The sequence below is a fragment of the Sphingobacterium sp. PCS056 genome (assembly GCF_023273895.1).
In the GTDB taxonomy this organism is placed as follows: domain Bacteria; phylum Bacteroidota; class Bacteroidia; order Sphingobacteriales; family Sphingobacteriaceae; genus Sphingobacterium.
The window spans coordinates 1,794,183-1,819,506 of sequence record NZ_CP096883.1; the positions used below are offsets into that span (position 1 = coordinate 1,794,183).

At 34.7% G+C, this 25,324-nt stretch carries 22 protein-coding genes; 11 read left to right on the forward strand and 11 right to left on the reverse strand.

Annotated elements, in window-relative coordinates; genetic code table 11:
* Positions 1-97 precede the first annotated feature (97 nt).
* Entirely contained in the window at positions 98-1,522 is a 1,425-nt protein-coding gene (gene lepB / locus MUB18_RS07445) for a signal peptidase I (RefSeq protein WP_045755793.1), read from the forward strand.
* Between the two features lie 52 nt (positions 1,523-1,574).
* Here lepB and MUB18_RS07450 read toward each other — a convergent pair whose 3' ends face one another.
* Positions 1,575-2,291 (reverse strand): pyridoxine 5'-phosphate synthase, encoded by a 717-nt coding sequence (locus MUB18_RS07450; protein WP_045755792.1) that lies wholly within the window; start codon positions 2,289-2,291, stop codon positions 1,575-1,577.
* 117 nt (positions 2,292-2,408) lie between these two features.
* On the opposite strand from MUB18_RS07450, the gene cdaA reads away from it, so the two are divergent.
* Entirely contained in the window at positions 2,409-3,203 is a 795-nt protein-coding gene (cdaA, locus tag MUB18_RS07455; RefSeq protein WP_045755791.1) for a diadenylate cyclase CdaA, read from the forward strand.
* 39 nt (positions 3,204-3,242) lie between these two features.
* Here cdaA and MUB18_RS07460 read toward each other — a convergent pair whose 3' ends face one another.
* The 6 genes from MUB18_RS07460 to MUB18_RS07485 form a co-directional block, all read right to left on the reverse strand.
* Positions 3,243-4,091, reverse strand: coding sequence for a DUF2911 domain-containing protein (locus tag MUB18_RS07460; protein ID WP_248755509.1), 849 nt, complete (start codon positions 4,089-4,091; stop codon positions 3,243-3,245).
* Positions 4,092-4,204: 113 nt separating this feature from the next.
* Complete coding sequence (locus MUB18_RS07465; RefSeq protein ID WP_248755510.1) at positions 4,205-5,932, reverse strand: DUF4091 domain-containing protein; 1,728 nt, start codon at positions 5,930-5,932, stop codon at positions 4,205-4,207.
* Between the two features lie 68 nt (positions 5,933-6,000).
* On the reverse strand, positions 6,001-7,296 hold the full coding sequence (locus MUB18_RS07470) for a sugar MFS transporter (RefSeq protein ID WP_248755511.1): 1,296 nt from the start codon (positions 7,294-7,296) through the stop codon (positions 6,001-6,003).
* Between the two features lie 329 nt (positions 7,297-7,625).
* Positions 7,626-8,045, reverse strand: coding sequence for a hotdog fold thioesterase (locus MUB18_RS07475; RefSeq protein WP_045752895.1), 420 nt, complete (start codon positions 8,043-8,045; stop codon positions 7,626-7,628).
* Positions 8,017-8,565 (reverse strand): DinB family protein, encoded by a 549-nt coding sequence (locus MUB18_RS07480; protein WP_045752896.1) that lies wholly within the window; start codon positions 8,563-8,565, stop codon positions 8,017-8,019. The genes MUB18_RS07475 and MUB18_RS07480 overlap by 29 nt, the downstream gene beginning before the upstream one ends.
* A complete protein-coding gene (locus MUB18_RS07485) occupies positions 8,546-9,775 on the reverse strand; it encodes a sensor histidine kinase (protein WP_045752897.1) in 1,230 nt (409 codons plus the stop codon). The genes MUB18_RS07480 and MUB18_RS07485 overlap by 20 nt, the downstream gene beginning before the upstream one ends.
* Before the next feature lie 162 nt (positions 9,776-9,937).
* Here MUB18_RS07485 and gltX point away from each other — a divergent pair, with 162 nt between their 5' ends.
* Positions 9,938-11,464, forward strand: a complete 1,527-nt coding sequence (gene gltX / locus MUB18_RS07490; RefSeq protein WP_248755513.1) for a glutamate--tRNA ligase — start codon at positions 9,938-9,940, stop codon at positions 11,462-11,464.
* Between the two features lie 64 nt (positions 11,465-11,528).
* Here gltX and MUB18_RS07495 read toward each other — a convergent pair whose 3' ends face one another.
* Together MUB18_RS07495 and dapF are read right to left on the reverse strand one after the other, a co-directional pair.
* Entirely contained in the window at positions 11,529-14,414 is a 2,886-nt protein-coding gene (locus MUB18_RS07495) for a DEAD/DEAH box helicase (protein ID WP_248755514.1), read from the reverse strand.
* A 164-nt stretch (positions 14,415-14,578) separates the two neighbouring features.
* The gene (dapF, locus tag MUB18_RS07500) at positions 14,579-15,361 is read right to left on the reverse strand and encodes a diaminopimelate epimerase (protein WP_094773320.1); all 783 of its coding nucleotides are present in this window, start codon (positions 15,359-15,361) and stop codon (positions 14,579-14,581) included.
* Between the two features lie 242 nt (positions 15,362-15,603).
* Here dapF and MUB18_RS07505 point away from each other — a divergent pair, with 242 nt between their 5' ends.
* The 5 genes from MUB18_RS07505 to MUB18_RS07525 all read left to right on the forward strand — a co-directional run bounded on the left by MUB18_RS07505 (position 15,604) and on the right by MUB18_RS07525 (position 19,770).
* On the forward strand, positions 15,604-17,151 hold the full coding sequence (locus MUB18_RS07505) for a Do family serine endopeptidase (protein ID WP_248755515.1): 1,548 nt from the start codon (positions 15,604-15,606) through the stop codon (positions 17,149-17,151).
* A gap of 98 nt (positions 17,152-17,249) precedes the next feature.
* Positions 17,250-17,684, forward strand: coding sequence for a low molecular weight protein-tyrosine-phosphatase (locus MUB18_RS07510; protein ID WP_248755516.1), 435 nt, complete (start codon positions 17,250-17,252; stop codon positions 17,682-17,684).
* A 191-nt stretch (positions 17,685-17,875) separates the two neighbouring features.
* Positions 17,876-18,223 (forward strand): hypothetical protein, encoded by a 348-nt coding sequence (locus MUB18_RS07515; RefSeq protein WP_045752903.1) that lies wholly within the window; start codon positions 17,876-17,878, stop codon positions 18,221-18,223.
* 9 nt (positions 18,224-18,232) lie between these two features.
* Entirely contained in the window at positions 18,233-18,985 is a 753-nt protein-coding gene (locus MUB18_RS07520; protein WP_248755517.1) for a peptidylprolyl isomerase, read from the forward strand.
* A gap of 20 nt (positions 18,986-19,005) precedes the next feature.
* Complete coding sequence (locus MUB18_RS07525) at positions 19,006-19,770, forward strand: exodeoxyribonuclease III (protein WP_045752905.1); 765 nt, start codon at positions 19,006-19,008, stop codon at positions 19,768-19,770.
* Positions 19,771-19,876: 106 nt separating this feature from the next.
* Here MUB18_RS07525 and MUB18_RS07530 read toward each other — a convergent pair whose 3' ends face one another.
* The gene (locus MUB18_RS07530) at positions 19,877-20,938 is read right to left on the reverse strand and encodes an Mrp/NBP35 family ATP-binding protein (protein ID WP_094773193.1); all 1,062 of its coding nucleotides are present in this window, start codon (positions 20,936-20,938) and stop codon (positions 19,877-19,879) included.
* A 180-nt stretch (positions 20,939-21,118) separates the two neighbouring features.
* Between MUB18_RS07530 and MUB18_RS07535 the strand changes: the two genes are divergently transcribed.
* On the forward strand, positions 21,119-23,152 hold the full coding sequence (locus MUB18_RS07535; protein WP_248755518.1) for a transglycosylase domain-containing protein: 2,034 nt from the start codon (positions 21,119-21,121) through the stop codon (positions 23,150-23,152).
* On the forward strand, positions 23,153-23,692 hold the full coding sequence (gene hpt / locus MUB18_RS07540) for a hypoxanthine phosphoribosyltransferase (RefSeq protein WP_045752908.1): 540 nt from the start codon (positions 23,153-23,155) through the stop codon (positions 23,690-23,692).
* On the opposite strand, the gene MUB18_RS07545 is transcribed toward hpt, so the two are convergent.
* The gene (locus MUB18_RS07545; protein ID WP_248755519.1) at positions 23,689-24,249 is read right to left on the reverse strand and encodes a DNA-3-methyladenine glycosylase I; all 561 of its coding nucleotides are present in this window, start codon (positions 24,247-24,249) and stop codon (positions 23,689-23,691) included. The genes hpt and MUB18_RS07545 overlap by 4 nt on opposite strands.
* 105 nt (positions 24,250-24,354) lie before the next feature.
* On the opposite strand from MUB18_RS07545, the gene MUB18_RS07550 reads away from it, so the two are divergent.
* Positions 24,355-25,314: a DUF4271 domain-containing protein gene (locus tag MUB18_RS07550; RefSeq protein ID WP_084405282.1), complete on the forward strand. Its 960-nt coding sequence runs from the start codon at positions 24,355-24,357 to the stop codon at positions 25,312-25,314.
* Positions 25,315-25,324: the final 10 nt, after the last annotated feature.

Below are 25,324 nucleotides of genomic sequence, written 5' to 3' on the forward strand. Positions count from 1 at the left end.
TTTTTAACGTTAAAATTACGTGGTTCTGTAACGAACCTAATAGGTATGATACTAATTGAAATATTACGTTATTAAAAAATAAAACTTAGAGAAACTTATGTGGTATATTATTTTTGCCGTCTTAACAGTTGTAGCCCATTATGGGCTTTGGAAATTATTTGTTAAAGCAGGCAGACAGGGGTGGGAAGCACTAGTTCCATTTTATCGTGAGTATGTAATGGCTCAATTGACTGGTCGTGCAAAATGGATAGTAATCTTATTACTAGTACCGATTGTAAATATCTTTATATTTTATGGTCTATACCTAGATTTGATAAAGGCATTTGGGAAAAGACGATTTTGGGAAAATGCTGCGGCTGTTTTAGTTCCATTTATCGTATTGCCCATATGGGCTAATGATCCTTTAGTCAAGTACTTAGGAAATCCTAATTCTGAAGAGTTTAAAAAGAAATATTTTTATAAAAAATCAATGGCTCGAGAATGGGCTGATGCAATTGTTTTTGCAACTGTAGCCGCTTCTTTGATTCGTGGTTTCTTGATTGAAGCTTATATGATTCCAACAGGTTCAATGGAACGTACGTTGCTAGTTGGTGACTTTTTGTTTGTCAGTAAGCTAAACTATGGGCCACGTGTCCCGATGACGCCATTGGCATTTCCTTTTGCGCACCATACGATGCCATTGACAGGTGGAAAAGCTTATTCTGAATTAATCGAACTACCTTATAAACGTTTGCCTGGATTTCAGGACATCAAAAGAAATGATGTTGTTGTATTTAATTATCCTATGGAAGCAGATGCTCCTTATAACAGACCTGTTGATAAACGTGAGAATTATATCAAGCGTTGTGTAGGTATGCCAGGTGATGAAGTTTCCATGTCAAATGCGGTATTATATGTGAATGGTAAACCTGGCTTTAATCCTCCAGAGGGACAATTGGACTATATCGTGGTAACAGATCAAACGGGATTAGATATGCGCGTCATGAGAGATAAACGATTAGAAACAGTAGACACCGGTCAACCTAATATTTATCAGGTTTTTATGACAGCAGATGAAGCTGCAATGGTTAAAGGCTGGATGAATGTCAAAGAAGTGGTACCAAATATTCGTAAAGCTGGTGAGAATGAAGATGGAACATTTCCACATGTATCTGCTCTGAACTGGAACTTTGATAACTTTGGCCCAATTAAAATTCCTAGCAAAGGCTGGACAGTACAATTAGATAGTGCAACCATGCCACTTTATGAGCGTGCAATTACTGTATATGAAGGAAATAAGTTAGAGAATAAGACCGATGGGATTTATATCAATGGGGTTAAAGCTAATTCATATACCTTTAAAATGAATTATTATTGGATGATGGGTGACAATAGACACAATTCATTAGATTCACGTGGATGGGGTTTTGTTCCAGAGGATCATATAGTCGGTAAAGCATTATTTACTTGGTTGAGTCTTGATGAATTAGGTTCTGGATTATCTAAAATAAGATGGAATAGGATATTCAAAGGAATAGAATAACATAGCATCATAAAAAAGAAAGGGCTTTACACTGTGTAAAGCCCTTTCTTTTTTATTTCAATGCATTTAGGTATCTTTTTATAGTTTCCTCCAATCCAAGGTAAAGTGCGTCTGCGACAAGTGCATGCCCAATGCTAACTTCTAGTAATCCTGGAATATGCTGATTAAAATAGGTTAAATTGTTTAAATCAAGATCGTGTCCGGCGTTAATTCCTAATCCTACTTCTCTAGCTTTTAAAGCTGCATGAAAATAAGGTCTAATGGCTTCATCTCTTTCTTCTAAAAATGCTTGTGCGTACGATTCGGTATATAGTTCAATTCGATCTGTACCTGTTTCAGCAGCAGCCTCTACCATATCTTCATCTGGGTCAACAAATATGGATACTCGAATGCCCTGATCTTTAAAAAGTTTACACATATCACTTAAATAAGCCTTATGTTTAATCGTATCCCACCCATGATTTGAAGTAATCTGACCCTCTACATCTGGTACTAATGTCACTTGTGCGGGTTTGTTGGCTAGGACGAGGTCAATAAATTTCTGTTCTTGACAATTGCCTTCGATGTTTAATTCTGTTTGAATATTGGCTTTCAAATCAAAAACATCTGTATAACGAATATGACGTTCGTCCGGTCTTGGATGAACAGTGATTCCATTTGCACCAAAGCGTTCGCAGGCTAAAGCTGCAGCTAATACATTTGGGTTGTTTCCTCCCCGTGAATTACGGAGAGTAGCTATTTTATTGATGTTTACAGATAGTGCGGTCATGTTTATTCCAATCTTTTAAGTAAAAATACAAAACTATTTGAATGCATGCTTATATTAACACTAATTTGCTTGATAAAGAGCATATTCTTTATTTGATTTTTTTTAACTTGCATCAATATGGAAGGATTTGATTATAGTCTGTTTAGAGGTTTCCGTTTATTGGATGTCATTGATATTATTTTAGTAGCGATTATTATTTACTATGTGTATAGTTTAATCCGTGGCACCATCGCTGTTAACATTTTAATTGGTGTTGCTTTATTTTACGGTATCTATATTATTGTTAAGCAAATGCACATGCGTTTGTTGACCGAGATATTTGGTGGATTTATTTCTGTGGGATCAATCGCTTTGATTGTGGTCTTTCAACAAGAAATCCGGCGATTCTTATTGCATATCGGAAAGAATATCTCGATGAAACGAAAGAAAATTTTATGGTCATTTTTGGTAAGTAAACGCACTGTTGCGAAAGATAATTCTGAACATCTTAAACCTATTATTGAATCTTGTCGTAGTATGTCGAAGTCTCGTACAGGTGCTTTATTAGTCTTTTCTAAATACTTTGATGAGGAATATTACCAAAGCAGTGGTGAATATATTGATGCACATATCTCTAAGCGTTTAATAGAAAGTATTTTTAATAAAAATAGCCCTTTACATGATGGAGCTGTTGTTGTAGTAGATTTTAAAATTATGTCAGCTTCTTGTATTTTACCTTTATCAGATAGCGAAGATCTACCTTTGCAGTTTGGCTTGCGCCATCGCGCTGCTATTGGAGTAACAGAGGTTTCGGATGCTGTTGCTGTTATTGTATCGGAGGAAACAGGTGAAATATCATTTGCTAAAGATGGTAATGTCAATATGAATATTACGCATGAGGAATTGGCCGAATTACTTAAAGAAGAATTATAAATGCCCTTTTTCCAAAAAAAAGGCATTTATAACTTAATCCTATTTACTGGCTTCTTGAATAACCTGTGTATTTAATTTAACGTATTCTGTGTTGTTTTCTTTTTGAGCAATTTCTAGTCCTTTTTTTGCAGTAGCAATAGCACCTTTTTTATCACCAGCTTTTAACTGGATCTTTGCCTTCCAATAACGAATGTAAGGAGCTTCAGGATTTCCCTTTTCAGCTTCATTAGCCCACACCAATGCTTTATTGAGATCAAGATTGTTAGTTAGATAAAATTGTGCGGCTTGTAGATAAGGTTTTTTATCCCCTTTCATCGCTTCATCAATGTTTGCTAAGATTTCTTTAGTTTGATCTACTTTTATCGTAAACTTGGTATATGTATTTTCCCAAGCTAATGATAATGTCGCGGCATTAGTCGTTACATTCTCAAACTGCATGGTAAATGTTTCTACTTTGTTGGAAAGTTTTGTAGACTTAACATTAAAACGGAGCAAATCGTCTTTTTTATCGTATGTATAAGCTCCCCATTGATTACTATTTTTAGTGAGGATGATCGTCCATTCTCCTTGAGTAGGAATGGTTAAGATACCATATGTACCAGCAGGAACTTTATTTCCTTCTATTGTAACTTCTTCTTCGAATTTAATAACAGGAATGTTGTTTGCTCCAGTCCTCCAAACTTCATTATAAGGAACTAAACCACCGAATATAACACGTCCATTAATATTTGGTCTTTGATAAGAAAGTGATAGATTTTTAATTCCTAATCCTTGTGTGATGGAAGTAGTGCTACTAGCTTGTGGTAGTTTTACTTGAGCAAAAGAAGTCGAAGATAGACTAAATGTAAGTAAAGTTGCTGCACACAGTGTTAAAATAGATTTTTTCATTCTGAAAATGTTTAATTTTCACTAAAATACTGGTAAATAATCAGAATAAAGAATTTTTGATTTTAAAAAACAAAGACCGTTAAAATGATTTTATCGGTCTTTGTTTCATCGTTCTATAAGCTGTTTAATATTGCTTTAGCTTCTTTAATTTGCTTCGGAATTGCGTTTTGAATAATATTTTTATTCGTAAATCCTGCAATTGCTTTATTTAATTTTTCTAATTGAGCAGGGGTTAATTGATCTCTTAAAATTCTTATTTTTTCAGCATCTTGAATACCTTCAATTAACTTTTCAAAACGAATAGATGTCATGTTGTTCGGATATACAAAATAAGTGTCGCCACCTAACCAGGTTCCATAACGAGTGTCTTGATTCGGATTTGTATTCCAACAGTCAAATGCCCATCTTAAGTAGCCATCAAAACCCCTTTGCACACTGTGCCAAGCTAACCAAGTTGCTTCTTGATAACCAGAATTGGTAAATGTATTTGGGAAAATTTCAGAACAACAAGTATAGACAGTTGTTTTGTATCCTTTGTCTTTACGTGCTTTTAAAACTTCTGGAGCCATATCTTCTCCTAAGGTGATACTATAATCTGCAAAATTATCTGAAATCTCTGGATGATATGCACCTGCAAGGGATGATTTGAACTGTGGATCAGCTTCTTTAATGATTGCTATTGCGCGTTTCATATCTTCAAGTGGTCTTTCATCCATTGCGATTGTAGTCCATTCAAAATATCCTTTTTGTTTTAGGTGCCTTGCAAAATCTTTTAATAAGGGTAACCAGTGTTCTCTATATTTTGGATCATCTGTTTTAACTTTGAGAATTTGGTAATTACCCGATGTTTCATCAAAATATTGAAAATTCATATTCCATGGAATCATACTATAACAATTGATATATTCTGAAATACCAATTTCACGCATGAAACTTACCCATTTATCAAAAATGCTATAATCGTATGACCAAGAACCATCCCTCTTTTTTGTCCATTTGATCATAGCTTGGTATTTATCATAAGTTTGTCCGTTCCAAGGGTCATTGATGATACTTGCAGTGATGTTTTTTTGGCCAGCGTCCCGTAACCTTTCATAATATGGTTTCATGGCATTGAAGTGTGCTGAAGACCATAGCTCGACTTTATGTTGTCTCGCAATAGAGTAAGGGTTTTGCCAAAGATCTAAGTGATACGCCCAATTTTTTGCTTCTGGAAGTACATGTGTCAATACTTCTACTGTGTAGGGAATGGTTGTATTATAATTTGTACCTTTTAGTGTAATTGAACCTTTATAGATTCCCGCCGCTGCGTCACGAGGAACTTGGATACTTAACCAGAGGGGTCTGGTTGTATTTTTATCATATTCAAAAGTTGATTGATTGGTAATACGGTCTGCAACTAAAGCCGAATCTAATACCTGGCTAATACCACAACCATTTTTTAGATCTCCTGCTAAATCTGTCATCACATATGAAATATATCCAATGGCAATATCTTTTGTTCCGATTTCTTGCGCTTCATTATTTCTTAATGGTGAAGAACTCACTTCAATTTTATCATGATTTTGGTTGCTCCAAAAAACCAGTTGTGTATGCACTTTTTCGCCCTTCCAAGCTTTTGTATTCCATGATTTACTCCATGTTTCAACCGTAGGCGGGTTTGTTTTAGAATAACTGTAATTAGCTGTGCTAAAAGCGAAATTACTTTTCTCTTTTAAATTGTTCCACTTTTCAGTTGTTTGAGGAGCTTTAGGGTCTTTTAACTCATTTATTCTTTGGGAATAGCCCAGTTGGGCATAAATGAATAGACCAAATAGTAAACAATAAAACGATTTTTTCATATTTAGGGTATAAGAAAATAGCGATTATTTTCAAGAAATAATCGCTATTTGATTGTAATTAGTATTTTTTATTTCTGCCCGACTCTGTGACCTTTAGTTGCAAAGTATAAGATGTATAGATAAGCAGGAACCATGGCATAAAGAAATGCATGTTGAAAATCAACATGTAAATTGTCTTTTAAATAACCATATATCAAAGGCCAAATAGCTCCACCTGCAATACCCATAATCATAATCGCAGAACCTGTTTTAGTGAAACGACCTAGACCTTTAATACCAAGTGGAAAAATTGCTGGCCACATCAATGAATTGGCAATACCTAATAAGGCTACAAATATAAAGGATGTAATTCCTGTAGTAAATACGGAAATAACGGTAAATAAAATACCCACCATGGTACAGATACGTAGTGCTAATTGTTGAGAAACAAATTTTGGTATAGCAATAATACCAACAATATAACCTAACAGCATGCAGCCCAACGTAAATGTCGTCGCATAGGTAACTAATGCTCCATGAATATTCAATTCTCTCGCATAAACGCCAATAATATCACCCGCCATTACTTCTACTGCAACACAGAAAAATATAGCTAATGAACCTAGGAATAAATGTGGGAATTGGAATACGCTTGTTTTCTTCTCTTTGATAACAACAGCACCGTGTTCATCTGTATGTTCTTCTTCTGCGTTAACATCTACTTCTGGTAAATGTGTTATTTTAATAACGATAGCAAATAGAACAAATATGACTGCTAGTGTGATATAAGGGGTATGGACACGTTGTAGTAAAGAATCTAAGATGGCATTTTTTGCGTCCATATCAACCGCAGCTTCTAGTTTTGCTGTGACTGCAGAGGAATCTTTTAAGAATAGAGTTCCGAAAATTAAGGGAACAATGATACCTGCTGATTTGTTGAAGAAACCAGCAATTGATATTCTTTGCGCTGCGCTATCAATTGGGCCAATGATACTTAAATAGGGGTTTACAGCAGTTTGAAGTAATGCCATTGCTGAACCTTGAACAAAAATACCTGTTAAGAATAGAATATAGCTTCTGCTATCAGCTGCTGGTATAAAAATTAGAGAGCCTACGCCAAGAAGAACTAAACTAAGAACAAGACCATTTTTGAAGCCAATTTTTTTCAAAATCCAAGAACTTGGGATTGCTAAAAAGAAGTAAGCGATGTAAGAAGCAAATGTTACAAAAAAGGCTTGTAAATCTGTTTCTAAATTACAGGCAATCTTTAAGAATGGGATAAGAGTTCCATTTGCCCAAGTGACAAATCCTAAAATGAAGAATAAGGCGCAACACATTGCCATGGGGCGAAATGCTGTTTTTCCTGAATTTGGTTGAGAATTCATTTTTTTAGTATCAATTAATTGTTTTTTTAGATTAAAAATTAGAAAATGTTGATTTTTTTTTGTCTCTATTCAAAATGTGCTTACACAATCGATTGATATTGGTTTATAATAAAAAATCAATTCTTTTCATTACAAGACTAATTAAATAAATTCAATATTGGAAATAAAAAAGGGGGATTTTGAGATTATTTAGTAATATTTTTAATAGAAAAAGGGAGTTTCATGCCTAGTACGAACCTCCCTTTTTTAAAACCGTATTAGCAAACCAAATTCAGTTGGTTTTCTTTATACGAAGACAACTGAAGAAGCCATTTGTTTTTAAAATAAAATTATTTTGGTATAATGGCAACCGTTAATCTGGATATACAATTGAGATTTCCAGATTCATCTGAGATGCGGACATCCCAGATATGTGTTTGCTTTCCAATATGTACAGCAGTACAAACAGCTGTCACGAATCCTGTTGCTACAGGACGTAAATGATTGGCATTAATTTCGAGTCCAACTCCCTTTTGTACATTTGGGTCAAGAATTAGATTAGAAGCGATACTACCGATAGATTCTGCCAATACTACAGAAGCTCCTCCATGTAAAATTCCAAATGGTTGTCTTGTCTTATTATTGACAGGCATTGTTGCTGTAATTGAATTATCGTCAATCGCTACAGCCTTAATTTCAAGCAAGCCTGTCATATATTGATCAAGGATGCTATTTATTTGTTCAGTGCTGTAATTCTGAAACCAGATCATGGACATTGTTGGAATTAAAATAACGTTCTTGAATGATGATACGATGGTGATTCAAATGTCCTGCAATAACATATAATAAAGCTTTGACACTTGTTAGTCTTTCTGATGCCATTCCTTTTCTTTCCAATTCCGGTTCACTGAAATTTTCAAAAAGAAACATATTTGCTTTTCTGAGATGTACAAATTCTTTACTCAAGGAGGCTAATGTACGTTCGCCATATCTGGAGTTTTGGATAAAATACTCTTGATCATATCCTAAAAGTTCTTTCATATCATTTCGAGAAAACCTCAGAGCACGATAAGCCATGATCCGTTCGTTATCCAAAATATGTCCAATAACTTCTTTGATTGACCATTTATCTTCAGCATAACGATAATCGCCTTTTTCTTCGGGTATGGTATCGAGGAACGCTGGAAAAGATAAAATTTGCTCTTCCAGTACTTCCATGACATCGCCAACTACGGTCTCAATGTACGTGGAATACACCGCTGGGTATTCATCAGATTTCAGTGGGTTCATATGTTAGATTACTTTTTAATATTATTCTAAATGTTGTTCCTTTACCAATTTCAGAATCTTTTACAAAAATATGTCCTTGGTGATAATGTACCATTCTTTTGGTTAGACTCAGCCCCAATCCCCACCCACGTTTACGGGTAGTGAAACCTGGTTGAAATACCGTTTCAAAATTTGATCTTGGAATTCCTTTGCCGGTATCACTAATGTCAATAAAAATTTCCTCTTTCGCAATATTTTCGGATATTTTAACAGTTATTTTACCTTCTGATGCAATTGCATTAACTGCATTTTTTAATAAATTTTCAATAATCCAATCAAAAAGAGGAATATTGAGCTTTGCTTCGACATGTTTATCTCCTACAAGCTCGAAGATAATTTTGTCACTTGTTCTAACTTTAAAATACCGAATGTAGGATGCAATCACTTCATATACATTCGCATTGTGAAGAACAGGTGTTGACCCAATTTTAGAAAACCGATCTGCAACGATTTCGAGTCGCTTGATGTCATTTTCCATTTCGTTTAGGGTTTCATCGTTCTCCGCATCAAATTTTAATTTGATCAATTCTACCCAACCCATTAAGGAAGATATTGGAGTCCCTAATTGATGAGCGGCTTCTTTGGTTAATCCCACCCAAACGAGATTTTGTTCTGATTTTCGAATAGAATTGAATACAGTATAACCAATTATCAGAAAAATGGCTATTAACGATAGTTGAATATAAGGAAATACTCTGAGCTGTTGAAGAAACCACGAATCTTTGTAATACACCATCCATTTCGCTCCATTATCTAATTTTAAAATAATGGGAGCATGGCTTTTTTTCATAAAGTTCAATTGCTTCTCAAAATAGTGAGGATCATACTCCAAATGATGATTTGTACTGTCTTTGCTAGTGGTTTTAATGTTAGTTTTAGTGGAATCTAAATCTCTCCAGAAAACAATATTTTCTTTTTCATCTGTGATGATTGCTGGCACAGCCAGGCTATCTCTTACAGAATAGACAAACGTAATAAATTCATCGTCCACATCAGGCATTGTCATAATGCTTTTTGTACTCATAGCCCACACCTCTGCTTTTGTACGCTCTACTTTAGATAGATTTTTGACCAGATAATTGGTATACAAAAGAGAGGCCGCCGCAATAATTGCGGCGAATATAAGTAAGAAAAATTTCCAACGTTGTTGATTGTATTGATACGGATTCATATAAGCCAATGAGGAATCTTGTTTTTGCAAATTAAGGAATTAATTGAAATTAATCTTTGTCGACAACATATATCTAATGATAAACTGTTAGTTTTATTATTTTATTGTGGTTATCAATGTTATAGTTTCATTGAAATGAAAATTTTGTGGTAATTTTGTGTCATGAGTTCTGAAAGAAAAGTAAGGGTGCGCTTTGCACCAAGTCCTACAGGTGGGTTACACCTTGGAGGAGTTCGTACAGCTTTATTTAATTATTTGTACGCACGCAAACATCAAGGTGATTTTATTTTGCGTGTTGAAGATACAGACCAGACACGTTTTGTTGCTGGAGCAGAAGAATATATTAATGAGTGCTTAGCTTGGTGTGGTTTGACACCAGATGAGAGTCCATTAAAAGGAGGACCTTTTGGACCGTATCGTCAAAGTGAACGTAAACCTTCTTATCGTCAATTTGCTGAGCAATTAATCGAGAAAGGATATGCCTATTATGCCTTTGATACAGCAGCGGAGCTCGAGGAACAACGGAAAGATCAACCAAATTTTCGCTATAGCCAAGAGAATAGATTAAATTTAAGAAACTCATTAAGCCTATCGAACGAGGAAACTCAGGAGTTGCTATCAGCAGGTATTCCACATACTATTCGTATTAAAGTTCCTACGGATGAAACAGTTTCTTTTACAGATATGATTCGTGGTCAAGTGAGTTTTGATACAAATCTGATTGATGATAAGGTACTATTAAAAGCTGATGGTATGCCTACCTATCACTTAGCAGTTGTTGTTGATGATAAAGCAATGGAGATTTCCCATGTTTTTCGTGGCGAAGAATGGTTGCCTTCCGCTCCAATACATATTCTGCTTTGGGAATATTTAGGATGGAATGAATACATGCCCAAATGGGCACATTTACCCCTAATTTTAAAACCTGATGGAAATGGTAAATTGAGTAAACGCGATGGAGATCGATTAGGGTTCCCAGTGTATGCCATGAATTGGAAAGATGCTCAATCTGATACAGTGACAAAAGGATTTCGCGAAATGGGATTTTTACCAGAAGCTTTTGTCAACATGTTGGGAGTACTTGGATGGAACGATGGAACTGAGCAGGAACTTTTCTCATTAGAGGAATTGATTGAAAAGTTCTCGGTTGAGCGTATAAGCAAAGCTGGGGCTAAATTTGACTTTGAAAAAGCTAAATGGTTCAATCATGAATGGATTAAGAAAACATCAAATGAAGCTTTACTACCGCAGATTAAAGATGTATTGGCAACACATCAAGTTGAAAATGTTTCGGATCACTATATTTCCGAAGTTTTGAGCATCGTAAAAGAACGCTTAACCTTTATTTCTGATTTTTGGGAGCAAGCATCATTTTTCTTTATACAGCCTGATAATTATGATTTAACAGCTGTCAAGCCGAAGTGGTCTGTGGAGAAAACGACTTTCTTTCAAGAAGTTAATGTCGAATTTTCTAAATTTGACTCTTGGGATGCTTCAGTTTTGGAGACATTCTTTAAAGGGGCAATTCAAGCTTCAGGGATGAAAATGGGGGAATTGATGATGCCTTTCCGGATTATGTTGGTAGGAGGTAAATTTGGACCAGATGTATTTCAAATTGTTTCATTGTTAGGAAAAGAAGAGGTTATTGCTCGTGTTGATAAAGCGCTAATAGCTTTTTCTGCAGAGTAATAGATCTTATATAAATTAAAAGCAGGGAGCCCTATGCAATGCATAGGGCTCCCTGCTTTAGATATTAGCCGAGAAGCTCTTGTATGTCTTCTGCGGATAGTGATTTGATAAAACTTTCTTCAGTCGTGATTAGACTTTGAGCAATAGAACGCTTTCTATTTTGCATCGCAAGTATTTTTTCTTCAACAGTATCTTTAGATATGAATTTATAGATAAAAACATTCTTGGTTTGTCCAATACGATGGGATCTATCTACAGCTTGTTGTTCAACAGCTGGGTTCCACCAAGGATCAAGAATAAATACATAATCGGCTTCAATAAGATTGAGACCAACACCACCTGCTTTGATTGATATTAAAAAGAGTTTGGTATCTTTATCTTCTCTAAATTGACTTACAGCTTCATCTCTATTTTTAGTACTTCCATCTAAATATGCGTAATTGATATTCTTTTTATCAAAATAGCTTCTGAAAATATTCAATTGTTTTACAAACTGAGAAAATATTAACACTTTATTGCCATTTTGCAACACTTTTTCCAGTGTTTCAATGACCGTGTCAAATTTTCCTGAATTGCCGGTATAATCTTGATCAACCATCTTAGGATGGTTGGCCAGTTGTCGTAATTTGATTAAACCTTGTAATAGCGCAATTTGATTAGATTTTGCTTTTCCTGTAAGTTGATTATCTAAAATTGCATTGCGATACTCGGATTTTATTTTTTCATACAGTTCATGCTGTTTTTCAGACATTTCACAGTAGAGTACTTGCTCCGTTTTCGGCGGTAATTCTGTTGCAACCTGATCTTTAGTTCGACGTAAGATAAATGGTTTGACGATCGTTTGGAGTCTTTTTGCCTTCTCTTCATCTTTCTTTTTTTCGATAGGCTGAACAAATTCTTTTTGAAAATAGTTGTAACTACCCAAAAGACCTGGATTTGTAAAATGCATCTGTGTCCATAGATCAGAAACGGAGTTTTCTACAGGAGTTCCGCTTAACGCGAGTTTATGTTGACTTTTTAAGCTTTTAATTGCCTTAAAAGATTTTGATGTTGGGTTTTTTATATTTTGACTTTCATCTAGAATGATGTAGTTAAAATAAAATTGACTTAAGAATTCCTCATCAATACGGGTAATGCCATAGGTGGTAATGACCAAATCATAAGAGGTGAGTAATTCTGGGTTTTTTATTCTATTATTACCAGTATGTAGATATATCTGTAAATCTGGAGCAAATTTGTTTGCCTCATTTTGCCAGTTATAAATAAGTGAGGTCGGTAAAATTAATAGTGAAGTTTTAACAGCATGATCTGTTGTCAGGATTTCTTTTTGACGCTGTAATAGGGCTAATGTCTGAACAGTTTTCCCTAGACCCATATCATCTGCAAGGCATCCCCCAAATTTATATTGTTGCAGAAAATTAAACCAATTGTATCCAGCTTGTTGATAAGGACGCAATTGCCCTAAGAAATTTTTGGGTAGAGGTGCATTCGCAATTTCTTCAAATTCAGCTAACTTTTTTAATTTGCGACTGAAGGTAAGTTCGGTATGCTCATTAATTTCCAATAAAAGACCAAGATGAATTTTATTTAATTTTAATTCATTTTTATCTTTAGAAAATTGAAACAAGTGATTGTATTGTGCAAACCACTCTTCGGGGATCATCGCTATTTCTCCGTTTGGTAAAGTAAATTCTTTAATATTATGAAGAATATGATGTCTCAATTGAATAAAAGGAATTTCAAAAGGACCAAATTTTGCAATTGCTTTAATATCAAACCAGTCGTTGTCTTCATTGATTGAAATATCAATAGAGGTCTGACCAATGAAAAACCTCTTTTCAGCTAGATCTTGTATAATTTCAAACCCTTTCTCTTTCAAAACCGTATCATTTTGACTTATCCAGTCAAAAATAGACGATCGCTTTCCCAGTATTTCTTTTGGTATTAAATCATTCGAATATTGGTGGGTTCTCTCTAGCCCAAGATCAGTTATAATCTGCGCTTGTTTTTCTTCCCAGACAACAGATCGCTTGATACGGTGAAAGGTATAAAGATCTTGTTCTTCATTGTACTCCATTCGTACATTGACTTTATTATCTTTACCTGAAGAAAATATATACGGACCATATTGAAATTGTAACTGTACATGATAATCACCTTCTTCATGATAATTTAACTTCAATATTGGATTGGCATTATGTTGATGGTTTTTTATTTCAAAACCCTCCGCGTAGACGTGATACTTTTCTATCAAGCTACAGACAAATGTTTCAAAATATTTTTTCTCTGTACTGCGTGATACGGATATGAATCTTTTGTTTAAAAATGGACTCAGTTTCTTTCCCTCTAATTGTTGATCGAAGTGGAATAGTGTATTGTTCAGTAGCATCCAAGCTTGTTCATTGACGATTACCTGGGCATTCTTGAACATGAACTCCATGCGATGGTCTTCATACTTAATGGTTGGAAAGTATCGTGTTTCTTCTTCAGTTCTTCTAAAATGAAAAAGAACTGAAGCAGGCTGCGAAGCAATCTGAACTTTTTGATCAGCAGGATAACCATCTTTACTCATTAAGAAGATCGGTTTTTCTCCTACAATTTCAAAAAATTGAATAAGTACCTGATCAATTTTTGTTCTCAAGACTTCATACAGATTTTTGTCAAATACCTTTGAGAAGAAATCAACGGGTCTAATAACTTTGTTATGATGCTTTTTGATGAGGCTAGTTTGCTCGATCTGGTCAAGTAATCGAATTAATTTATAGTCCAATTCCTCAACAGCTTGAGCATATTCATTTACCGTATTGCTAAATACGCGTTTATATCGAAGTGAATAAGATCCATTGGGATTTAACTTGACCGCATGCGGTTCAATTAAATAACCCAAATAGGGATGTTCACAGATGGAATAAACAATTCGGTATGATGAAGATAACTTTGTTTGTTGCATTAAATATATTCGTACCCTCTAAAAAGGTTTCTAATATACAGATTAATCTATATGATGTGGCTAATATTTGTTAATAATTTATACTGAATGGGCATAAACAGCGATTTTGTTTATGCCCATTCAGTGATATTGATTTTGATGCAGTTACAATTATAATCCTCGAATTAAATTGTTCCCTCAAAAACAAATGTTGCAGGGCCTTTTAAGTAAACTTCGGTAAAAGTGAAATCTTCTTTAAAAAATGAGATGTATAATTGTCCTCCTAACACGCGAATGGGTATGGTTATCTGTCCATTTCTATTTTCATGTAATGCTATTGTCATTGCTGCAGCTGTTGCTCCAGTACCACAAGCAAAAGTTTCATCTTCTACACCTCGTTCAAATGTACGTAAGAAATAACCCGATTCACCTTCTTTTTCAATAAAGTTCACATTAATGCCTTCATCTTTATAGGTGGTATTGTTCCGAATTTTATAACCAGCACTGAAAACATCTAAATCAGAAAGGTTATTTTCAAATATAATATAGTGAGGTGAGCCTGTATTGATGACATAAGCATCTCCATCACGATTTATCTCATGAACATCAATCATTTGAAGGTCAATTAATTTATCGTCTAAGTTCGCTTTGTGAATGCCGTCAACTGCCAAAAAGGCAGTATTGTCACGAATGATTCCTAAATCTCTTGCATAAGCTACAATACAACGTCCTCCATTACCACACATTGTGCCTTGTCTTCCGTCGGCGTTATAATAAATCATCTCAAAATCAAAATTTTCTTTTTCTTGCAATAACATGAGACCATCTGCGCCAATACCAAATCTTCGGTCGCAAAGCTTATGGATTAAATCTTCATTTTTGCTATCGAAATGCAGATTTCTATTGTCGATTAGAATGAAGTCATTGCCAGCGCCTTGATATTTTGAAAATTTAATTTTTGATTCCATTTGAGTGATTCTATCTAGCAAAATTAACTTTTCTGTTACATATAACATAACGAAAGTTAAGTTTTGTTAAAACGATGTTTTAAAGACTCCAATTAACATTTTTTAACGTGCCTAATTAGCAGAGAAATTTGAAATGGTATTACATTTGAAAAGGAACTACTATATTTATGTAGAATAGTTTTTCGGGGTAAATATTGAGTTTAGAATATCATATTTAATAAAAATTTTAGAAGCTATAGTTTATGAACAAAGTAGGTTTAACTTTATTAACAGCAGTCTTCGGAGGAGCCGTAGCCCTTGGGGGGTATAAGCTTTTTGAAAGTAAAAAGTTTGAAGGAATGTCTATCGAAGACAAACAAAAGGTATATTTTGCGAACAACCCAACTGGAGTGATTTCTTCAACAGGAAATCCAGATTTTACACAAGCAGCTGCAATTGTGTCTCCAGGCGTTGTTCATATCAAGACAACATATACAAGACAAGCATCTCAAGGAGGAGGATCAGGTTCGCCGTTTGATATGTTTGAAGAGTTTTTTGGAACACCACAAGGACGTGGCCGTCAACAAAGACAAGCACAACCCGTACAGGCCTCAGGCTCTGGGGTAATCATAACGGAAGATGGATATATCGTAACCAATAACCACGTTGTGGAAGATGCAGATAAAATTGAGGTTGTTCTTACGGATAAACGTTCCTTTGAAGCTAAAGTAATTGGTCGTGATCCAAATACCGATTTAGCACTTTTAAAAGTAACCGCTAAGGGATTGCCTGTCGTAAAATTGGGTAATTCAGATAACGTCAATATTGGAGAATGGGTATTGGCAGTTGGATATCCTCTGGGCTTACAATCTACAGTAACTGCAGGTATTGTGAGTGCTAAAGGCCGTCAGATCGGTATATTAGGAGAAAGCCAACAACAACCTCGTGGTTATGGAGGTCAAGAGCAGCCGGTCGCTAATTCTTCAATTGAATCATTTATTCAAACAGATGCCGTTATCAACAGAGGAAATAGTGGTGGTGCACTTGTAAACGCTCAAGGCGAATTAATAGGTATTAATTCTGCAATAGCTTCCCCAACGGGAGTGTATGCTGGATACGGGTTTGCAATACCAGTAAATCTAGTTAAAAAAATCGTTGACGATTTTAAAGAATTCGGAAATGTGAAACGTGGATATATTGGTATTACTTTTACAGAAATTAATCCTGAATTAGCAAAAGAAAAAGGCTTTACAGATGTCAATGGATTATATGTTCAGGATGTCGTTAAAGGCGGCGCAGCAGAATCTGCAGGAATTCAGAAGGCCGATCTAATTACAAAGATCAATGGTAGAGTAATCACTTCTTCTCCAGTTTTACAAGAAACTATTGGTCGATTACGTCCAGGAGATAAAGTAAAATTGACTTTCAAGCGTGATGGTAAAGAGCGAGAAGTAACGGTGGCCTTAAAGGGAGAAGAGGTAAACAAAGCTGCAGAAGCAGGAAAGTCAAGTAAAAGTGCTACAGAAATCTATAATAAATTAGGCGCAAGTTTCCTACCTGCTTCTTCTGAAAAGAAAAAAGAACTGGGTGTTAATTCAGGCGTTGTCGTGACACAAGTTAATAAAGGTGGAGTTTTTGAATATTTTGGAGTAGAGAGAGGACTAGTAATTACTGAAGTGAATGGTGTACCTGTTAATAATGTTGACGAGATTGAGGCAGCATTAGCTAAAACAAAGCGTAATATTGTTAGCTTAAAAGGTGTTCCAGAACGAGGAAGTACAGTAGTGATCAATGTTCCTATCGAATATTAAAAATATTTAGGTTGGTTATGAAGGTGGTTTCGATTTCGAAATCACCTTTTTTACTTTAATATGGGTGTGTACTCTCAATATTATCACTATTTTTAGGCATGAAAATTTTAATGGTTTGTTTAGGTAATATTTGTCGTTCGCCATTGGCACATGGTATTTTAAATCATTTAGCAGAAGAGGAAGGATTGGATTGGACAATTGAGTCTGCTGGTACCGGAGATTGGCATGTTGGTCAAAGTCCAGATCATAGATCTATTGCTGTTGCTCAAAAATACAAAGTAGATATTTCACAACAAAAAGCGATGCACTTTAAGCCTAGTCTATTTGAAATATATGATCATATCCTAGTAATGGATCATCAAAACTATAAAGATGTAATGGCACAAGCATCGTCAAAAGAAGAAAAGAAGAAAGTATCCTTATTTTTAGTTGATGATATTGTACCAGATCCGTATTTTGACGAACGTTTATTTGAACCTGTCTACCAGATGATCGAAACCCGATGTAAAGAATTAATTCAAGAATGGAGGTAGTTTTTCAGATCTTTTAAAATCTCTCAGTACTATTTTCAAGTTAGTAGATAGTTTACACACTTGAGAAGTGTCAGGTGTTGTACATGAAATTTAATAATCTGAATGTACTATGTTTCATATTCACTCTGGATATATTAGTATATAAAATACAATTTATCTAAGTTTGTGTCTATATCTATAGTTGTATTTATATGAATGCCTCAGAAGTAAATAAAAAATGGGTGATTTTGCAACATGAGATTGCTCAATCATTTGATATGGATTTACCCGATTTAAAAGTATTTTTATTTTTGATTGGTGTCCAGGAATTAGGGAAAGGTCCGCAGACTTTTTCGAAGAGAGAAAAAGAGGAATTGATGCATATCGCAAATTGCCGTCTTTTTAGCGCGATGGGCTTTTATGAACTTAAAGGATTGGATGAACAAGGTTGGCCACATTGGGAGCTAGTTAAACCAATTCCTAATTATACTTTATTAGAACAGGAGTTGATCATCAAGTCTTTGATCATAGATTATTTCCAAGAGCTAAATGTCATTTAATAGATTATAATGAAAAGGATTATTTTAAGTGTATTTTTTTGTGCTTTATCGATCGCACTATTTGCAGCGAAGCCTGCTTATAAATATGTGCGTATCCAAACGGGTAAAGGGACAGTTGTTTTGAAGCTTTATAATGAGACACCTAAACACCGGGACAATTTTATCAAATTGGTGAAGGAAAATTATTTTGATAGCTTGCTTTTTCATCGGGTGATACATAATTTTATGATTCAGGGGGGGGATCCTGATTCTAAAAATGCAAAGCCAGGTCAACAACTGGGAGAAGGTGGGCCAAGTTATACCATTCCTTCTGAAATTCAATCAGGATTATTTCATAAAAAAGGAACTCTAGGAGCTGCACGTGATGATAATCCTGCAAAAGCTTCTTCAGCATCACAATTCTATATTGTCCAAGGGAAAAAGTTTACAAATGCAGGTTTGGATAGTTTAGAAACTTTGCGAATGAAAGGTGTCAAATTTACGGAAGCACAACGTGCTGCCTATACAACAGTAGGAGGAACACCACACTTAGATGGCAATTATACTGTATTTGGCGAGTTGATCAATGGAATAGAAGTGATTGATGCGATTGCTGCTGTGAAGACGGACAAAAATGATCGCCCTATAACGGACGAACGAATGTATGTTAAGTTATTGACGAAGAGAGAAGCAATTAATTTGGAACGTGAATTAAAAGGATTAAAACCTAAAAATGGTTTATTCACTAAGATTGCTGATATGTTTTCTTCTTCTAATTATTAATTTCCAAATAGATTTTTGCTTTGAAAATAGTTACATATAATGTGAATGGTCTGCGTGCAGCGATTAAAAAAGATTGGCTAGGTTGGTTAAAAGAAGTCAATGCAGATGTTGTCTGCTTGCAAGAAATAAAAGCTACTCCAGATCAGATCCCTGAAATAGCGTTATTAGAGCAGCTAGGATATGAACATTACTGGTATCCTGCTCAGAAAAAAGGATATAGTGGAACGGCTATATTTACTCGAATAACACCTAAACATGTTGAATACGGTTGTGGACATGAAGATTATGATTTTGAGGGACGAATCATTCGTGCCGATTTTGATGATTTATCTATTATGAGTACCTATTTTCCATCTGGCACTACTGGTGATACTCGTCAAGATTTTAAATATCGATTTTTAGCTGATTTTCAGAATTACTCCAATCAGCTTTTATTAGAGAGACCAAATTTGATTGTGTGCGGAGATTATAATATCTGTCACCGTCCTATTGATATTCACAATCCGAAGTCAAATGCTAACTCTTCAGGTTTTTTACCAGAAGAAAGAGAATGGATGGAAAATTTTATAAACTCAGGTTATATTGACTCTTTCCGTCACTTAAATCCAGATCCGCATCACTACAGCTGGTGGAGTTATCGCGCAGGAGCACGTGCTAGAAATTTGGGTTGGCGTATTGATTATAATATGGTATCAACTGCTTTAGCAGATAGAATTGAATCCGCTACAATATTAAATCAGGCGGTACATTCTGATCACTGTCCAGTTGTCCTTAACTTAAAATAATATCTAAGTTGAAGTGAAGTATTCGATTTTAACGATCGAATAAAGATCAAAAATAAAGGGTCTCATTGTAGAATGAGACCCTTTATTTTTGATATGATGTCAACAGCTATCTTACGGCTTGTATGATAGACAATTGTTGCGCTACTTTTTCAGCGATTGTAATAAATGCCCTTGTTGTTGGATCTTCTGCATCTATGGCAGTTGGAAAGCCATTATCACCCGCATCAGATATTCCTTTTAATAATGGAATTTCACCCAAGAAAGGTATTTTGTATTCTTCGGCCAATCGCATTCCACCACCTTTGCCAAAAATATAATATTTGTTTTCAGGTAATTCGGCAGGAGTAAAATATGCCATATTTTCAACAATACCTAATAATGGTATATTTATGGAATCCATCAAGAACATACCCATGCCCTTAATAGCATCTGCTAAAGCAACCTGTTGTGGTGTAGTTACAATAACCGCACCTGCTATAGGGTAGTTTTGAGCAACAGTTATATGGATGTCCCCTGTGCCTGGGGGCATATCGATTACTAAATAGTCTAGATCTCCCCAGTCTGTATCATTTAACAATTGTTTGATAGCAGATGTCGCCATAGGCCCTCTCCATGGAATAGGTTGATTTGGATCCGTAAAAAATCCAATAGATAATAACTTGATTCCAAATTTTTCTATTGGCTGTATTTTGACAGTGCCATCTTCATGTTGCACTGACTGAGGTTTTTCACCCTCAAGCCCAAACATAATAGGAAGTGATGGCCCATAGATGTCTGCATCTAAAAGTCCAGTCTTTGCCCCTTTAGCATGTAATGATAAAGCAAGATTTGCTGCAACAGTAGATTTGCCCACACCACCCTTTCCAGAAGAAACGAGTATGATGTTTTTGATTCCTAAAAGTTGATTTCCCTCTTTACCCAGCACGCGTGATGTCATATGAACATCTACTGCAATGTTCTTGTCAATAAAATGTGCGATTGCATTTCGACAGGCATGTTCAATATGATCTTTAAGCGGGCATGCCGGTGTCGTTAAAACAACTTCAAAAGATACTTTTTGATCTTCAATTACAATATTTTGAATCATATTGAGTGTAACCAAATCTTTTTTCAAATCTGGTTCCTCTACATATGATAATGCTTCTAGTACTTGTTCTTTGGTTATCATCTGATATATGGATGCATGTATATTAAACCACAAATTTACTGAATGATAAATTAAAACTTGTCATAAAGATGTTTTTAATGATATTAAGATTTAATTTTTACATTTGGATATTCAAACCCGAGTGTCATACGTTTTTATAATATGTCCAATAATCTTAAGACTCTTCTTCGCTCCAAAAAAATGCGAATCTTGTACATCGTACTGGGAGTTATTTCTATATTTATAGTTGCAGGAGGTGTTTTTGCATACCAAAAAAGGGATGGCCTGTTGCTGTCTGCTATTAACAAGGCAAAGGAAAAGCTTGCAACTAAATATGATTTAGATCTCAAAATTCAATATTATTCTTTCAAGGGGCTATCTTCTGTACAATTCCAAAATATCATCTTACAACCTAAGGGAAAAGAACAATTAGCCCATATACAAGATCTGACGGTCTCTGTTCGTATATTTCCTTTATTATTTGGAGATGTTAAGTTAGGTCAAATAATAATGAATAATAGTGCTGTTACATTAATCAAAAAGGACTCTACGAGTAATTATGATTTTCTGTTTAAGAAAAAAAATAGGGATAGCACGACAAATGATAAAATCGAAACTAATTTTGCAGATTTGGCAGATCGTATGTTGAAAAGTATATTCTTTAAGATTCCAAAGAATATGGATATGCAAAATTTTGAACTTTCATATCAGGATGATAGCACTTCGCAACGGATTTCAATTCCTGAAGCTGAAATTTCTGGTGGAGATCTGAAAACAAAATTTTTACTAAATGAGCATGAAGCCGTGTGGAATTTAGAGGGTACTGTAGATCCCGATGGTAAAGAATTGTATGTCCGTTTATTCTCAGATGCTAAAGATGTCGAACTACCTTTACTAAGGCGTAAGTTTGGGTTAAAAGCAAGTTTTGATGCCATTTCCTTTCGTCTGAATAAGGTCAATCGTAAAAATAAAGAACTTTTATCCTTATCAGGTGAGTGGGGTTTTGAAAATTTAAAACTTAATCATTGGAGAATTTCTGATAAAGATGTTTTATTCCCTGAGGGGTTGATGAGTGGTACATTAAATATTGGGAAGAATTATCTGGAGGTAGATAAGGAAAGTAAAGTTAAAGTAAAAGAATTTGAGTTCAATCCATATGTAAAATATGTCCATAAACCCAGTAAACAATTGGCACTTGCTATACATACTGATCGTATTGAAGCTCAGAAATTTTTTGATGCGATTCCACAGGGTTTGTTTCATTCATTAGAAGGAATACACGTTTCTGGACACATGCAATACGATCTAAATTTTGCGTTGGATTTCAAAAAACCAAATGAAGTTGTCTTTACTTCAAAAATGGATGACAAAGATCTAAAAGTAGAAAAATGGGGTAATGCTAATATCCAAGAATTAAATACAGCTTTTACTTATACTGCTTATGAAAAGGGAGAACCCATGCGTACAATTATATTGGGGCCTCAAAACAAAGATTTTACACCGTTGGGACAGATTTCAAAGTATATGCAAATATCATTAATCAATACGGAGGATCCTTTCTTTTTTTCGCACAATGGTTTTCAAGAAGAAGCATTTCGTCTATCTATAGCAACAAATTTGAAAGAAAAAAAATTTAAGCGAGGAGCAAGCACAATCTCGATGCAACTGGTGAAGAATGTTTTTTTAAATCGTAATAAAACCGTTGTACGTAAAGTAGAAGAAATTATATTAGTCTGGTTGATGGAATCATCCAAACAAGTGAACAAAAAGAGACTTTATGAAGTGTATCTGAATGTAATTGAGTGGGGTAATAATGTTTATGGTATTACGGAGGCTGCGCGCTATTACTTTGGTAAGAAACCCGCAGATTTAAATTTAGGAGAAAGTATCTTTTTATCAAGTATTGTTCCTAGACCTAAGACCGGGATATATTCCTTTGATTGGACAGGACATCTGAAGTCAAATATTCTTCGCTATTTTAATACCTATGGTCATATCATGGTCAAGACGAAGCAGATTAGCGTAGATTCCACAATGTCAAATTATGGTTTTTATCAAGTACAGTTAGTGCCACATCTGCGTTCTGCAAGACCTGCTTTTGTAGACTCATTGCAAGCTGACTCGTTAGATATAGGAGTAGGGGAAGACAGTTTTTTAGACTTGGACGAGACAACTGATGCGCACAAACGCTCTATTTTTGATAAATTGATAGGGCGAAATAAAGAAGAAAAATAAATGAAGCAGATAAAGATAGATCAGTTACATTTTGAATTGATGATTGATGACAATCAAATTCAGAAACGGATACGTTTGATCGGCGTTGATATTAATCATCGTTATGAGAATAAAAATCCGGTATTTATTGGAGTATTAAATGGTTGTTTCATGTTTATGAGCGATTTACTAAAGCAGGTTGTAATTCCATGTGAAATGTCTTTTGTAAAGCTGTCGTCTTACCATGGAACCAATCAGGGTGATATGCATGAACTCATCGGATTAGGTATAGATCTTAAAGGAAGAGATGTTATTATTGTCGAAGATATTGTTGACTCGGGGAACTCTTTAAAATATACAATCGCAGCTATTGAGAAAATGTTGCCCGCTAGCGTTGTTGTGTGCACTTTATTATTAAAACCTGAATGTTTACAATACGATTTTGAAAACATTCAGTATGTAGGTTTTGAAATTGAGAAGGAATTTGTCGTCGGTTACGGTATGGATTATAACGGCCTCGGACGTAATATTCCAGATATTTATAAAAACGTTCCTGCTTAATTCCTAAATGAACAAGAATTAAGGTGATCATTGACCATTCCTACAGCTTGCATATAGGCGTAACAAATGGTTGATCCGAAAAATTTGATACCTCTTTTTTTTAGATCTTTAGAAATTGAATCAGATTCTGCAGATGTAATCGCTACATCTTTTTGTGTGGCAATACTATGCTCTATAGGTTCCTGATTAGGCATAAAACTATAAAGATATTGGTAAAAGCTACCAAATTCCTCCTGTATCTTGATAAAAATCTGAGCATTCGTTATAGAAGTTTCAATTTTTCTTCTATGGCGAATGACTCCAGAATTTGTCAAGATATCTTCCACTTTTTCTGATGTGAATTTTGAAACTGCTTGTACATCAAAGTCGGCAAATGCTTCTTTGTATTGCTCTCTTCTTTTTAAAATAGTAATCCAGCTAAGTCCAGCCTGAGCAGATTCTAGAATCAAGAATTCAAAAAGAGTTTTATCATCTTTGACTTGTTTACCCCATTCTAAATCATGGTATTCCATATAAAGCGGATCATTCCCGCACCATAAACATCTCGTTGTTGACATTGGCTATCGTTTAATTTTTTGATGAAGTTAAGAAAAGCATTTGTAATGTTTTTTTTCTAAGCCAAATTTTATCCTAACTTTACAACTCTTAAGAATTTCAAATCAATGCAGGTGAGGTTAAGCTACGTTATTCAGTTTATTTTTTTCTTTTTTATGTTGTTTGTTCAACAGGCAAAAGGACAGGAGCTGACCGATTCAATGGCTGTGCTTTCGACTGATTCAACGGCAGTACAAGATACATTAGCTCAAGTTATGGTTCCAAAAGGGCAAGAATTGCTTCATCTTTCTGTTGCTAAACCTTATCGCATATTGGACATTGTTGGAGATGAGATTGTGCTTCATAATTTGAATTCTTATGCTGTAACACAGTATTTTATAACAAGTGACCTTCAGGGTAAGGATAAAGTGCATGTTGGAGTTTTAAAATATGAGCGTAAAAGATGGGTGCTATTTACCAGTTTATTTCTCTTCTTGGCATTTGCTATTGTTCGTTTTTTCTTTTCTTCAGATGTCAAATTAATAGTTTCCGCCTATTTTAACGAACGTATAATTGTACAGGTCAGTAAGGAAGATACCATTCTCACATCTTGGCCTTTTATTTTTTTATATCTTCTTTTCTCTTTAGCCCTTAGTCTTTTTGTCTGTATATTTTATGCTTATATCTTACAGCGGTTTGATTTCCTGTCATTTACCAATTATTTAAAAGTTTCAGCGATAATTGCAATTATATTTGCTTTGAAAATAGGGTTTATTCGATTTATCGCATTTGTTTTTGAAATACAGCGTTTGGTGAAAGAATATGTTACAATCTTATATTTAATTTACTTTAATTCATTGTTATTTTTACTGCCGATTGTACTTGTCGTAAGTCTTGTCCCACTCAGTTATCTGTCTTATATCTTTAGTTTCACTGTAATTGTAGGTATTTTATTGTTTTCATATCGCTTTTTACGGACAGCTCTGAACGTGGTATCTCAACAGCAGTTTTCAGTTTTTTATTTAATTTTGTATCTTTGCTGCCTAGAAATAGCACCTATTTTAATATTGGTACGACTACTAAGCTAATTAAATGATA

What these genes read in the sequence shown, in the direction of transcription:
- lepB (WP_045755793.1), top strand. Translation starts at nt 98, where the DNA reads ATGTGGTATATTATTTTTGCCGTCTTAACAGTTGTAGCCCATTATGGG.
- MUB18_RS07450 (WP_045755792.1), bottom strand. Translation starts at nt 2,291, where the DNA reads ATGACCGCACTATCTGTAAACATCAATAAAATAGCTACTCTCCGTAAT.
- cdaA (WP_045755791.1), top strand. Translation starts at nt 2,409, where the DNA reads ATGGAAGGATTTGATTATAGTCTGTTTAGAGGTTTCCGTTTATTGGAT.
- MUB18_RS07460 (WP_248755509.1), bottom strand. Translation starts at nt 4,091, where the DNA reads ATGAAAAAATCTATTTTAACACTGTGTGCAGCAACTTTACTTACATTT.
- MUB18_RS07465 (WP_248755510.1), bottom strand. Translation starts at nt 5,932, where the DNA reads ATGAAAAAATCGTTTTATTGTTTACTATTTGGTCTATTCATTTATGCC.
- MUB18_RS07470 (WP_248755511.1), bottom strand. Translation starts at nt 7,296, where the DNA reads ATGAATTCTCAACCAAATTCAGGAAAAACAGCATTTCGCCCCATGGCA.
- MUB18_RS07475 (WP_045752895.1), bottom strand. Translation starts at nt 8,045, where the DNA reads ATGATCTGGTTTCAGAATTACAGCACTGAACAAATAAATAGCATCCTT.
- MUB18_RS07480 (WP_045752896.1), bottom strand. Translation starts at nt 8,565, where the DNA reads ATGAACCCACTGAAATCTGATGAATACCCAGCGGTGTATTCCACGTAC.
- MUB18_RS07485 (WP_045752897.1), bottom strand. Translation starts at nt 9,775, where the DNA reads ATGAATCCGTATCAATACAATCAACAACGTTGGAAATTTTTCTTACTT.
- gltX (WP_248755513.1), top strand. Translation starts at nt 9,938, where the DNA reads ATGAGTTCTGAAAGAAAAGTAAGGGTGCGCTTTGCACCAAGTCCTACA.
- MUB18_RS07495 (WP_248755514.1), bottom strand. Translation starts at nt 14,414, where the DNA reads ATGCAACAAACAAAGTTATCTTCATCATACCGAATTGTTTATTCCATC.
- dapF (WP_094773320.1), bottom strand. Translation starts at nt 15,361, where the DNA reads ATGGAATCAAAAATTAAATTTTCAAAATATCAAGGCGCTGGCAATGAC.
- MUB18_RS07505 (WP_248755515.1), top strand. Translation starts at nt 15,604, where the DNA reads ATGAACAAAGTAGGTTTAACTTTATTAACAGCAGTCTTCGGAGGAGCC.
- MUB18_RS07510 (WP_248755516.1), top strand. Translation starts at nt 17,250, where the DNA reads ATGAAAATTTTAATGGTTTGTTTAGGTAATATTTGTCGTTCGCCATTG.
- MUB18_RS07515 (WP_045752903.1), top strand. Translation starts at nt 17,876, where the DNA reads ATGAATGCCTCAGAAGTAAATAAAAAATGGGTGATTTTGCAACATGAG.
- MUB18_RS07520 (WP_248755517.1), top strand. Translation starts at nt 18,233, where the DNA reads ATGAAAAGGATTATTTTAAGTGTATTTTTTTGTGCTTTATCGATCGCA.
- MUB18_RS07530 (WP_094773193.1), bottom strand. Translation starts at nt 20,938, where the DNA reads ATGATAACCAAAGAACAAGTACTAGAAGCATTATCATATGTAGAGGAA.
- MUB18_RS07535 (WP_248755518.1), top strand. Translation starts at nt 21,119, where the DNA reads ATGCGAATCTTGTACATCGTACTGGGAGTTATTTCTATATTTATAGTT.
- hpt (WP_045752908.1), top strand. Translation starts at nt 23,153, where the DNA reads ATGAAGCAGATAAAGATAGATCAGTTACATTTTGAATTGATGATTGAT.
- MUB18_RS07545 (WP_248755519.1), bottom strand. Translation starts at nt 24,249, where the DNA reads ATGTCAACAACGAGATGTTTATGGTGCGGGAATGATCCGCTTTATATG.
- MUB18_RS07550 (WP_084405282.1), top strand. Translation starts at nt 24,355, where the DNA reads ATGCAGGTGAGGTTAAGCTACGTTATTCAGTTTATTTTTTTCTTTTTT.